We start from the raw sequence: 11,724 nt of genomic DNA on the forward strand, positions 1-11,724 counted from the left end.
AAAGTGAATATTCCCATCATTCACAAATTTCACATAAAATATTTTTCTTGACTTCTTCTTAAAAATTTAATGCAACGCTAGTGTAATTTCCTATAGAATGAAAAAAGGCTTGTAGAAACCCAAGCCCTTCTCATAAATTATTCAGTTGATTCATCGAATGGTTTTCTGTAAATAGCTTCCTTCCAGACTTCACTTACTTCGCCCTCATTATCACTATCTATTACAAATGAACCATTGCTATAGCGGTCACTTGTGGATAGCTCTAACGGGTATAAGCTATGTGTATTGCCTTTAGCAGTCTTGAAACATATAGTATCATTTTCATCTACTGTAAATAAACCTTTTACACGATGGGGTTTGCTTTTTAATTCTCGAAGCATGATTAACCCTCGTTTGGCACGACTCGATTTCTCAAACTCACGAAGCTTCATTCGTTTACAGGCACCACGTTGTGTTACGACAACAATCGATGGCTCTGATAGATCATCGAATACCTGACCATTTACAACATACTCATTTTCTTTAAGCTTAATTGCTTTAACGCCTGCAGCACGCTGGCCAACTACAGATATTTCTGACTCATGATACCATAAACCAAAACCTTTATTTGAAGCAACAAATACGTCAGAATTCCCATCTGTCTGAAATACATTAATTACTTCATCATCACCTTTAAGGTTTAGAGCTATAAGCGCTTTTGAGTGCCGCTGTGCATTATATAATCCCAATTCACTACGTTTTACCATGCCATTCTTAGTGAAGAAAACAAGGTAATTTTCATCGTTAAATTCGCGTACAGGTATACCCTGAATAATGCGTTCATCTTTGTCAATGCTCGCGATATTGGAAATATGCTGTCCAAGATCTTTCCATCTGATATCAGGTAAGGCATGTACAGGAATATAAATATACTTCCCTTTATTTGTAAATAGAAGTAAGTTATCAGTTGTGTTTAGCTCTGTTAAACCAACAAGGTAATCTTCATCCTTCATCGCAAAGTCTTCTCCATTTGAAGCGCCATATGAGCGGATACTTGTCCGTTTTACATAACCATCCCTCGTAGTTGATACTAAAACATCTTCACTTGCTACAGTAACTTCAATATTAAAAGTCAATTCTTCAATTTTATCTTCAATAACTGTTTTCCTGCTATCAGCAAATGATTTCTTTAACTGTTTTAGGTCCTTCTTGATCGTTTGGAAGAGTTTCTTATCACTGGCCAGTATTGACTCCAGTTCTTCGATTGCCTTCCGTAATTCTTCTGCTTCTTTTTCAAGAGACGTTATATCAGTATTTGTTAAACGATACAATTGCAGCATAACAATTGCCTCAGCTTGTGCCTCAGAGAAGTCATATGCTGATATAATACGTTTTTTTGCATCAGATTTATCTTTTGATGCACGAATTGTTGCGATAAGTTTGTCTAGAATCGATATTGCTTTGATTAAGCCTTCTACTATATGCGCACGATCGTTTGCTTTTTTCAAATCAAAAATGGTTTGTCTTGTTACTACTTCTTTTTGATGCGCAATATAAGCGTCCAGAATCTGAGGCAGTGATAATAATTTAGGAGTCTTGTCTTGAATAGCTACCATGTTGAAATGATATGTTACTTGTAAATCTGTATTTTTATATAAATAATTTAACACACCTTGACTATTAGCACCTTTTTTCAACTCAATAACCACACGCAGTCCCGTACGATCAGTCTCATCACGTACTTCAGCTATACCTTCCACTTTTCGGTCAATTCGTAATTCATCCATCTTTTTAACCATATTAGCTTTATTAACCTCAAAAGGAATTTCGTCAATTACAATCTGCTGGCGGTTACCACGAACATCTTCTACCTTCGCTTTCCCGCGCACAATGACTTTACCTTTTCCTGTTTCGTATGCTTTTTTAATTCCATCAATACCTTGAATAATCCCGCCAGTCGGAAAATCAGGCCCTTTTATAGCAGTCATTAACTCTTCTAAATCAGCAGTCGGTTTATCAATTTTCATAATAACTGCATCAATAACCTCTGATAGGTTGTGAGGTGGTATATCTGTTGCATAACCTGAGGAAATTCCAGTAGATCCATTTACAAGTAGATTCGGAAACTTGGCTGGTAATACAACAGGCTCTGAAATCGTGTCATCAAAGTTTGGTATAAAGTCGACTGTTTCCCTGCCTATATCACGGAGCAGTTCTGAGGCAATACTGGAAAGCCTTGCCTCTGTATAACGCATGGCTGCTGGTGGATCACCATCGATACTGCCGTTATTACCATGCATCTCAACCAAATCATTTCTAACTTTCCACTGCTGGCTTAAACGAACCATCGCTTCATAAACAGAAGAATCGCCATGTGGATGATAATTACCGATTACAGTACCAACCGTTTTAGCTGACTTACGAAAATTTTTATCGTGTGTATTTTTTTCCTCGTGCATTGCATATAAAATTCTGCGTTGAACAGGTTTTAGCCCATCACGCGCATCTGGTAGTGCACGATCTTGAATTATATATTTACTATACCTTCCAAATCTATCACCAATTACTTCCTCGAGTGGAAGGTCTAAATATTTTTCAGGTTGTGACAAACCAATCCCCCCTTGTTAATCTTTGTCAATATTGTCTGTATATATTTCAGTAGTCTCTTGTTTTGTAAGGCTCTTTTCGTATAAGTTGCTCTTTAACCCTCGCGTTTTGATATAAACTACGACTTTTAGAAACGCCTTTCAGAATCATATTAAGTATGAATTTTGTCGTTTTCTAAAATACTAGCATCTTCTGCCATACCGAACTGTACATTACCTTCAATCCATTTTCTCCGTGGGTCAACTTTATCACCCATTAAGGTAGTAACTCTTCTTTCGGCACGGGCTAAATCTTCAATCGTTACACGAATGAAAGTCCTGCTCTCTGGGTTCATCGTCGTTTCCCATAACTGGTCAGCATTCATTTCACCAAGACCTTTATATCGCTGAATGATATAGCCATTCTTAAATTCCTTTATGGCTTCTTTCATTTCATCGTCATCCCATGCATAAACAATCTTTTCTTTTTTACCTTTACCTTTAGAGATTTTATAGAGTGGTGGTAAAGCGATAAAAATCTTTCCTGCTTCAACTAAAGAACGCATATATCGGTAAAAGAAGGTCAATAGCAGTACCTGAATATGGGCACCATCTGTGTCAGCATCTGTCATGATAATAATTTTATCGTATTGAACATCCTCTAAATCAAAATCGCCTCCAACACCCGCTCCGATAGTATGGATGATTGTAGAAATTTCTTCGTTCTTAAAAACATCCTCTAGTTTAGCCTTTTCTGTATTAATAACTTTACCACGTAATGGTAATACCGCTTGGAATTTGCGGTCTCGACCTTGTTTTGCAGAGCCTCCAGCAGAGTCACCCTCTACTAAGTAGAGCTCATTCTGTTTAGGATTCCTGGATTGAGCAGGAGTGAGCTTACCACTAAGTAATGAATCTTTACGCTTTTTCTTTTTACCTGACCTTGCATCTTCCCTTGCTTTCCTGGCTGCTTCACGGGCCTCTTTGGCTTTCACAGCCTTCCTGACTAACATGCTTGCAACATCAGGGTTTTCTTCTAAAAAGTAGGATAGTTTTTCAGAGACAACGGAATCGACTGCTGAACGTGCTTCTGAAGTTCCTAGTTTTCCTTTTGTCTGACCTTCAAATTGTAATTTTTCTTCAGGTATACGCACCGATACTATAGCTGTAAAACCTTCACGAATATCAGTGCCTTCTAAATTTTTATCTTTCTCCTTAAGGAGTGCATTCTTTCTTGCATAATCATTAAATATTCGTGTTATCCCTGTTCGTGCACCAGATTCATGAGTTCCGCCATCTTGCGTACGTACATGATTAACGAAAGATAACATACTTTCTGCAAAACCATCATTGAATTGAAATGCAAAATCAACCTCAATTTTCTGCTGTTCTCCTTCAAATGACACAACAGGATGAAGTGTATCCTTTTCTTCGTTCAGATAAGAAACAAAAGATTCTAGTCCATCTGGAAACTGATATTCTTCTTTTACTTGGTCCCGCTCATCTGATAGCTCAATTTTTAATCCCTTTAGTAAAAATGCTGCTTCGCGTAAGCGTTCCGTTATTGTTTCAAAGTTATAAACTGTTACGGAAAAAATAGTAGGATCAGGCTTAAAGTGAATAATAGTACCTTTCTTTTTTGTAGTACCTTTTTTCTCAAGTGAACCGACTGGCTTACCACCATTCTCAAATCGCTGAATATATTTAAATCCGTCTCGGAAAATGGTTACCTCTAACCATTCAGAAAGCGCATTTACAACGGAAGCCCCAACACCATGCAACCCACCACTGGTTTTGTAGCCGCCTTGTCCGAATTTACCTCCAGCGTGCAATACTGTGAAGATAACTTCTGTTGTTGGCTTTCCTGTTTTGTGCATACCTGTTGGAATCCCTCTGCCATTATCTTCGACAGATATGCTGTTATCCTTATGTACCGTCACTTTTATCACATTACCATAACCTGCTAATGCTTCATCGACAGCATTATCGACTATCTCAAAAACCAGGTGATGCAGCCCGCGTTGATCCGTACTGCCTATATACATTCCAGGTCTTTTTCTTACAGCCTCAAGACCTTCTAGTACTTGAATTGAATCATCTGTGTATTGTAATGATTGCTTTACCATTCAGCTGTAGACTCCTCTCCGAACTATAAAATTGTTATTGTTAATATTTTTATATTAGAACAAACGTTTGTAAATGTAAAATAACCTCTTCAATAGCAACTATATAAAACCATACTAACTTAAGATACGATATTAAGTATACTATAATTTAAGTAGAGCGCAAAAAAAGAATGACCAATAAAGGCCATTCTCACATTAATCTTCTTAAACGAGAATGGAATGTGCTACTTTTATGCACATATCCATTATAACCATAAAATCCCGTTCTTTTAAATAATCATATGCTTCCTGGCTACTGAGACCTTGTTGGGCCCAGAACACTTTGCAGTCTGTTTTTGCAGCCTCTTCTGCAATTGCAGGTAAAAATTCTGATCGCCTGAAAACATTAATAATATCAATCGGCTCTTTTACATCAGATAACGAATTATAGGCTTTTTCACCGAGCACATTATCAATTGTAGGATTAACAGGAATTATTTTATAACCTTTATCCTGCATTATGCTTGAAATTTGATAAGATGTTCTATCAGGATTGTCAGAAAGACCCACGACTGCTATATTCTTTGCAGAATCCAAAGCATCCTTAATTTTGTCATTAGTCGGATTTTCCCATTCCACGTGTTATACCTCCTCTATTTATCAATTAAACCTTGCTCCTCTAAATACTCACGAGCAACGGTTTCTGGTGGTTTATCTTCATAATCAACCTGGTAGTTCATCTGACGCATTTGATCATCCGTTATTTTACCCCCGAGTTGAATTAATATTTTTTCTAGATCGGGATATTTCTCAAGTGTGTCCTGACGCAACAAAGGTGCCCCCTGATACGGCGGAAATAAATTTTCAGGATCATCCAGTGTCACCAAATCTTGATCAATCATATAACTGCTCGTTGCGTAAGCGTCAATAACATCAACTTCACCATTCGATAATGCATCCTGACGAATTCCTGGCTCCATTGTTTTCACATTTGCAATATCCAAGTTATAAATCTCCTGCATGCCAACATACCCATCGTACCGGTCTTTAAATTCTAGTGTGAAACCAGCAGTTATATCATTCTCTATTTTATTCAAATCACCAATCGATTTTAGATTATGCTTATTGGCCATCTCTTTTGTCGTTGCAACAGCGTATGTGTTATTAAACTTCATTGGTTCCAGCATAACCATACCGAACTCTTCTATCATTCCTTGTCTTGCTTGCTGATAAACTTCCTGTTTTTTATTACTATTCGCTTTTTGTTCCAAGTGAGTTACGATAGCTGTTCCAGTAAATTCAGGGTATATATCTATACTGCCATTTTTTAAAGCACTAAATACAAATGATGTTTTGCCTAATCCTGGTTTAAGTTTAACATTTAAATCAGTCTCTTCTTCAATAAGAAGTTTGTACATATTTATCAATATTGCTGGTTCTGAACCAAGTTTTGCTCCAATAGTTAAGTCAGCCTTCTTGGCTGAAGTAAACAATAAGGGGGAAGCAACCACTAATACAGCAATAATTAACATTGCAATAAAAGATTTAAAGCCTGTACGCTTAGAGATACGTTCAAAGCCTCGCAATATAAAATCAAGGGCAATTGCCAATAATGCAGCAGGAATTGCACCTAATAAAATGAGGTTTAAATCTGCCCCTCGGTCAATTCCCAGTAGGATTAGTTCTCCTAAACCTCCAGCACCAATTAATGCAGCAATAGTGGTTGTGCCGACGATTAGTACCATTGATGTGCGAATACCAGCCATGATAACTGGCATAGCAATTGGAAGTTCTACTTTTGTTAATCGTTTTAGTGAGTTCATACCCATACCAGTTGCTGCCTCTTTTAAAGCTGGATTTACCTCTTTAATACCTGTATATGTGTTTCGTAAAATTGGCAGTAAACCATATGCTGTTAAGGCAATGATTGCAGGGGTTGTTCCAATACCAAAGAATGGAATTAAAAATGCTAGAACAGCTAAACTTGGTATTGTCTGCATAACAGCAGATATACCAATAATAGGTTCTGCCACGTGTTGATACCTAGTCAGAATTAGCCCTAAAGGAACGGCAATAATTATTGCTATAATTAATGACATTAGTGATATTTGTAAGTGTTCCCAAATTGTCTCTAGTAATATGTCCTGTCTTCTTTGAAAAACGGAAATAAATTCCTCCATTATTGGATCACCCCGTTTTCCATTCTAGTTTTGCTTTTCAGAAATGAAACAATATCCTTATAGCTAAGTGTAGCAACTAACTCGCCTTCTTTTAGTACAGGAAAGATAAGTTGGTCACTTGCTTCTAAAATCTCTGCTGCTTTATAAAGTGGTGTATCATTATCCAGATATTGAACAGATTGTTCCTGACCATCCTCCACAGCGCCAACAAACATATCTTGCTCATCCTTTACAAAAAACAACCCACGACTCGGATAATCATTTTTTTCAAATTCATTTTTTGATATAACACTCAATAGAGATTGATCTGCTATAACATCAATAGCAGTTTGCCATGGGGACTTTCTTTCACCAATAAAGTCTTTCACATATTGAGTTTCTGGTCTCAGTATAAGCTGCTGAGGCGTGTCCACCTGTACAATTCCACCATCTTTCATAAGACAAACCTTATCCCCAAGAGCCATAGCCTCATCAATATCATGCGTGACAAAAACGATTGTCTTTTTTATTTCCTTTTGCAGTTTTCTAATATCATTCTGCAATTGTTCACGGCTGATTGGATCAAGCGCACTGAAGGGCTCATCCATTAAAATAATGTCTGGATCAGCCGCTAATGCACGGATTACACCAATCCGTTGTTGTTCACCTCCAGAAAGTTCACTAGGCATTCTTTGCTGATAGGTAGATGGATCAAGGCCAACCATGTTAAGCAAATCTTTGTTTCTTTCCTGAATTTTTTTGCGTTTCCATTTTTTCATTTCTGGAACAATAGCTATATTTTCTTCAATTGTTAAATGCGGAAACAAGGCAATTTCCTGAAGCACATAGCCAATGTTCCATCGCAGCTCATGAATATTATAATCGTTAATATTTTTATCATTTATGTATATATTACCTGCTGTCGGTTCAATAAGTCGATTGATCATCTTCATAGTTGTCGTTTTCCCGCACCCACTTGGTCCTATTAAAGTTACCAACTCACCTTCATTCACTTTTAATGAGAAGTCTTTTATAGCTTTGGTGCCATCTGGATATACTTTTTTTACATTTTTAAATTCAATCACAGGCCTCTTCCTTTACACATTAGTTTTATAGCAATAACTTTTACCCTTTTCTACTTCTTTATAAACATTATATCGAACTAATTTAGTTCATTAAAGGTTCTTTGATTAACTACTTCATGGTAAAATAATATATAGCTTAATTTTTACTGGAAGGAAGGAAAGAATGTGGAATATATAGTATTTGCAATTATTGCGTATTTATTGGGTTCCATCCCATCAGGGCTTATTGTTGGTAAACTTGGCTACAAAATTGATATCCGAGAGCACGGTAGCGGCAACCTGGGTGCAACAAATACATTTCGAATTCTGGGAGTAAAAGCTGGAATCATCGTTACGGTAGCAGACATTTTGAAAGGAACAACTGCGACACTTATCCCATTGTTCTTTGATGTCGAAGTGTACCGGTTAGCTATAGGGTTATTTGCTGTTTTAGGACATACCTACCCCTTATTTGCTAAGTTTAAAGGCGGGAAAGCAGTTGCAACATCCGGGGGAATTTTATTAGGTATCAATCCTCTCTTATTCGCAATTGTAGTTACATCTTTCATTTTAACATTATACGTTTCCAAGTATGTTTCACTATCATCCATGATTACAGGAGTTGTAGCAGTCGTTATCTCCATTATTTTACAAGATATAGGTCTTATTATTGTTACTGTTGGTTTAGCTGCTTTTGTATTTTACCGTCATAGTGAAAATATTAAACGAATTAAGAATAAAACAGAACCAAAAATTAAATGGATGTAGACCACCATTAAGCCAAAAAATTGAATATTAATTTTTGCTTAAGTATACTGTGGTTATGTAAGTTTAGAAAGGGGTCACCGATATGGATAAAATTAAATCATTCCCAAAAAAGCAGTTACCGAACAAAGTTCAACGACATAAACTATTTGGTTCTGTGGAGCCCGGCCCAAGGACGAAGCCTAGTGAAAAAAAAGAAATGGCAGATTTACAGAATACAAAAAAAGACTTCTTATTTGACCTCGATGAAGTAGGTATTGAGAACGTTAAACATCCTATTACCGTTACGAGCAGCTTAGTACCAAATGAACAAACTACAATTGGAACATTTAAATTTTCTTCCAGTATAGATAAGGCAAGTAAAGGTACAAATATGAGCAGGTTCACAGAACAGCTCCAAGCATATTATCAAAAGGGATTTACAGTTGACCTTTTGACACTCAAAACATTTACGAAAGACCTAGCAGGTCGTCTAAACCAGTCGGACGCTGAAGTTGAGGTCAGTTTTCCCTGGTTCTATGAAAGAAAGGGACCACAATCGAATCTCCCAGGAATGAACCATGCTGACATTACGCTAAATGTGAAATATGATGACGTTAAAGGCTATACTATACAAGCTTCACTGGCATCACTTATTACAACACTCTGTCCTTGTTCCAAGGAAATAAGCGAGTATAGTGCGCACAACCAACGTGGGCTTGTTAAAATGACTGTATCATTAGCTGATGACTTTGATGAAAGATTATTAGATTGGAAAGAAACATTACTGGAAGCAGCTGAAAGCAATGCAAGCTCCAGACTGCATCCGGTATTAAAACGACCGGATGAAAAAATGGTTACTGAGCAGGCATACGAGAATCCGCGGTTTGTGGAAGATATGGTGCGCTTGGTTGCAGCCGATATTTATGAAATGCCTTTTGTTACCAAGTTCAGCGTAAAATGTCGCAATGAAGAATCTATTCATATGCATGATGCTATAGCATCAGTGACTTATGATAAACTGCAAAATGAAATGAATGAAGGCTAGCTATATGAAGTATATCTTCATTGGTTTAATAAAGTTTTATCAAAAAGCCATTAGTCCATTTAAGCCACCAACCTGCCGATTTCTTCCAACTTGCTCAGAATATGGATTGTTAGCTTTTAGAAGGTTTGGTGTTTTTAAAGGAGGCTATTTAACCATTAAACGTATAAGTAAATGCCATCCTTTTCACCCAGGTGGGGTTGACGTAGTACCAGATAAGAAAAAATAGTAATCCGTAATTCTTCAAGGAGTTGAATGGATTGAATATACAAATAACCAACGAAGCTGCAAAGTGGTATAAAACGGAATTCGAAATAGATCATCAAACACAATTACGATTTTATGTCCGATATGGGTTTGGTGGGTTTATACCAGGATTCTCACTAGGGGTTAGCTATGACACTCCAAAAGATGTTCACACATCATGCAGTGCAGAAGGAATAAAGTTTTTTATTGAGAGTAAAGATGCTTGGTACTTTGACGGCAAAGATCTGAAAATAGAATTAAATGAACAAGCACAAGAACCAGAATTTAAATATGTATGAGTGGCTCACCCAAAAGTAAATTCCCCAAAAAAGTAATCCCGTATCACTATAAAAGTGGTACGGGGTTACTTATTTACACTGATTTTCACTATCTATAACAGAGCAATTAATTTTTAAAAATCTTTTGGGAAGCCCTTTTAGTTGTTGTTATAAATTAAATTTTCTTAGATGACCCCATTGCTTTTCACTCTTTAATATCGATTTTTGCTTCTCACCAAATAAGTCAAAATGCGGATATTTTTCGTCCATATGAATCCAATTAGGCTGAAGATTGTATGTCTTTCCCCAAGCAATTAATTTATCTAAATCGCTACAGCCAACTTTCGTGACAGTATAGCATTCCGGAAATCGGTCATCCATCCAATAATGTGTTAAAAAAGCAATACGCCCACTACTTACTTCTGATTTCCATTCTATTAGATCTTTTCTAGCTAAACCAAAAGCCATTAGGATTCCCCTTTTACTTGCTTCATATATGCCTGATGCCATTCAGGAAATGCCTTTCTTAAAGATAACGGACGAAATGTATCTTTATGTACAATTACATGTTTAGTTGTCCCGCTAACAGCTATATCACCATTTTGATTTATAATGTTATAGGCATAAACAGTACGAATTCCATCATATGTTTCTACCCAGGTTTTAACTGCAGTATCTTCGCCATAACGAATTGGTTTTTTAAATGACATTTGCGCGTCTACAACCGGGGATACAATATTATGTTCTTCCATTTCTGCATACAACAATCCTAGGTTTTCTATAAATTTTGTACGACCGATTTCAAACCATACCAAATAGTTCGCATGATAGACAACCCCCATTTGGTCTGTTTCCTGATACCTTACTTCTATTGGTGTACGTACTTTATTCAACAAATATCCACCCTTTCATTACCATTACATCAAACATTTTATCACAAATCTAGTTTGAATTAAGATACTTTGCTTAGGTAGAAACATAACTTATCGCCAAATCCTTATGGCATGTCACTTATGCAGAAGAAAGCGTTTATACTTAACGGCCATAGAAAACCTCAAACCATTTACATGGCTTGAGGTTTATCTGATTATGACCTTGATTCGTCACTTATTTCCTGTCGCATTCCTTCAACAGCTTGTTCTCGACGTTCGTTTTTTGCTTTTATATTTTCTTTTTCTTTACCAGATGAAAATTCCATTGTTTCATCGGCTTCTTCCATATTCTCGAGTGTATCCTGCACCATGTGCTGGAGTTTTTCCACGTTATCACTGCGATCATCAGGTTTTGGTTTGTTGTTATGTTTATCAGTCATTCGACTACTCCTTTTTATTAAAATTATATCCCACCTTTTATGGTGATCTTTTCTTAATTTTTACTTTAAACCGGATATTATACAATATTAAAAAGAGCATCAAATTGGGTTACAATTTGGTAGTGACCCCCAAAAGTTAGAGTTTTGATTATGCAACTGTTTGGCTGGTTTGAGTTCGGTATTCCACTGGACTTAAACCAGCCAATT

The 11,724-nt window shown here is 36.6% G+C and carries 12 protein-coding genes; 4 read left to right on the top strand and 8 right to left on the bottom strand.

The features are described 5' to 3' along the window. Window positions 1-137 precede the first annotated feature (137 nt). The 5 genes from parC to J2Z82_RS19040 all read right to left on the bottom strand — a co-directional run bounded on the left by parC (window position 138) and on the right by J2Z82_RS19040 (window position 7,913). Complete coding sequence (gene parC, locus J2Z82_RS19020) at window positions 138-2,588, bottom strand: DNA topoisomerase IV subunit A (protein ID WP_209482375.1); 2,451 nt, start codon at window positions 2,586-2,588, stop codon at window positions 138-140. 149 nt (window positions 2,589-2,737) lie between these two features. Then, complete coding sequence (gene parE / locus J2Z82_RS19025; protein WP_209482376.1) at window positions 2,738-4,690, bottom strand: DNA topoisomerase IV subunit B; 1,953 nt, start codon at window positions 4,688-4,690, stop codon at window positions 2,738-2,740. Window positions 4,691-4,894: 204 nt separating this feature from the next. Beyond that, window positions 4,895-5,308 (bottom strand): CoA-binding protein, encoded by a 414-nt coding sequence (locus tag J2Z82_RS19030; protein WP_209482377.1) that lies wholly within the window; start codon window positions 5,306-5,308, stop codon window positions 4,895-4,897. A 14-nt stretch (window positions 5,309-5,322) separates the two neighbouring features. After that, entirely contained in the window at window positions 5,323-6,849 is a 1,527-nt protein-coding gene (locus J2Z82_RS19035) for an ABC transporter permease/substrate-binding protein (RefSeq protein WP_209482378.1), read from the bottom strand. After that, complete coding sequence (locus J2Z82_RS19040) at window positions 6,849-7,913, bottom strand: ABC transporter ATP-binding protein (RefSeq protein ID WP_209482379.1); 1,065 nt, start codon at window positions 7,911-7,913, stop codon at window positions 6,849-6,851. The genes J2Z82_RS19035 and J2Z82_RS19040 overlap by 1 nt, the downstream gene beginning before the upstream one ends. Before the next feature lie 165 nt (window positions 7,914-8,078). Here J2Z82_RS19040 and plsY point away from each other — a divergent pair, with 165 nt between their 5' ends. From plsY to J2Z82_RS19060, 4 genes are all read left to right on the top strand, one after another. Continuing rightward, entirely contained in the window at window positions 8,079-8,660 is a 582-nt protein-coding gene (gene plsY, locus J2Z82_RS19045; protein ID WP_209482380.1) for a glycerol-3-phosphate 1-O-acyltransferase PlsY, read from the top strand. Window positions 8,661-8,742: 82 nt separating this feature from the next. Beyond that, complete coding sequence (gene folE2, locus J2Z82_RS19050; RefSeq protein WP_209482381.1) at window positions 8,743-9,684, top strand: GTP cyclohydrolase FolE2; 942 nt, start codon at window positions 8,743-8,745, stop codon at window positions 9,682-9,684. Window positions 9,685-9,688: 4 nt separating this feature from the next. Next, the gene (yidD, locus tag J2Z82_RS19055; RefSeq protein ID WP_209482382.1) at window positions 9,689-9,910 is read left to right on the top strand and encodes a membrane protein insertion efficiency factor YidD; all 222 of its coding nucleotides are present in this window, start codon (window positions 9,689-9,691) and stop codon (window positions 9,908-9,910) included. Window positions 9,911-9,941: 31 nt separating this feature from the next. Further along, complete coding sequence (locus tag J2Z82_RS19060; protein ID WP_209482383.1) at window positions 9,942-10,226, top strand: HesB/YadR/YfhF family protein; 285 nt, start codon at window positions 9,942-9,944, stop codon at window positions 10,224-10,226. Window positions 10,227-10,373: 147 nt separating this feature from the next. Here J2Z82_RS19060 and J2Z82_RS19065 read toward each other — a convergent pair whose 3' ends face one another. From J2Z82_RS19065 to tlp, 3 genes are all read right to left on the bottom strand, one after another. Then, complete coding sequence (locus tag J2Z82_RS19065; protein WP_209482384.1) at window positions 10,374-10,673, bottom strand: hypothetical protein; 300 nt, start codon at window positions 10,671-10,673, stop codon at window positions 10,374-10,376. Beyond that, complete coding sequence (locus J2Z82_RS19070; RefSeq protein WP_209482385.1) at window positions 10,673-11,098, bottom strand: acyl-CoA thioesterase; 426 nt, start codon at window positions 11,096-11,098, stop codon at window positions 10,673-10,675. The genes J2Z82_RS19065 and J2Z82_RS19070 overlap by 1 nt, the downstream gene beginning before the upstream one ends. 194 nt (window positions 11,099-11,292) lie before the next feature. Beyond that, window positions 11,293-11,517, bottom strand: coding sequence for a small acid-soluble spore protein Tlp (gene tlp / locus J2Z82_RS19075; protein ID WP_092492850.1), 225 nt, complete (start codon window positions 11,515-11,517; stop codon window positions 11,293-11,295). Between the last annotated feature and the right edge of the window lie 207 nt (window positions 11,518-11,724).

Origin of the sequence: Virgibacillus litoralis, assembly GCF_017873675.1 — a bacterium.
GTDB classification, from domain to species: domain Bacteria; phylum Bacillota; class Bacilli; order Bacillales; family Amphibacillaceae; genus Lentibacillus; species Lentibacillus litoralis.

What these genes read in the sequence shown, in the direction of transcription:
- J2Z82_RS19035 (WP_209482378.1), bottom strand. Translation starts at nt 6,849, where the DNA reads ATGGAGGAATTTATTTCCGTTTTTCAAAGAAGACAGGACATATTACTA.
- yidD (WP_209482382.1), top strand. Translation starts at nt 9,689, where the DNA reads ATGAAGTATATCTTCATTGGTTTAATAAAGTTTTATCAAAAAGCCATT.
- J2Z82_RS19065 (WP_209482384.1), bottom strand. Translation starts at nt 10,673, where the DNA reads ATGGCTTTTGGTTTAGCTAGAAAAGATCTAATAGAATGGAAATCAGAA.
- tlp (WP_092492850.1), bottom strand. Translation starts at nt 11,517, where the DNA reads ATGACTGATAAACATAACAACAAACCAAAACCTGATGATCGCAGTGAT.
- folE2 (WP_209482381.1), top strand. Translation starts at nt 8,743, where the DNA reads ATGGATAAAATTAAATCATTCCCAAAAAAGCAGTTACCGAACAAAGTT.
- parE (WP_209482376.1), bottom strand. Translation starts at nt 4,690, where the DNA reads ATGGTAAAGCAATCATTACAATACACAGATGATTCAATTCAAGTACTA.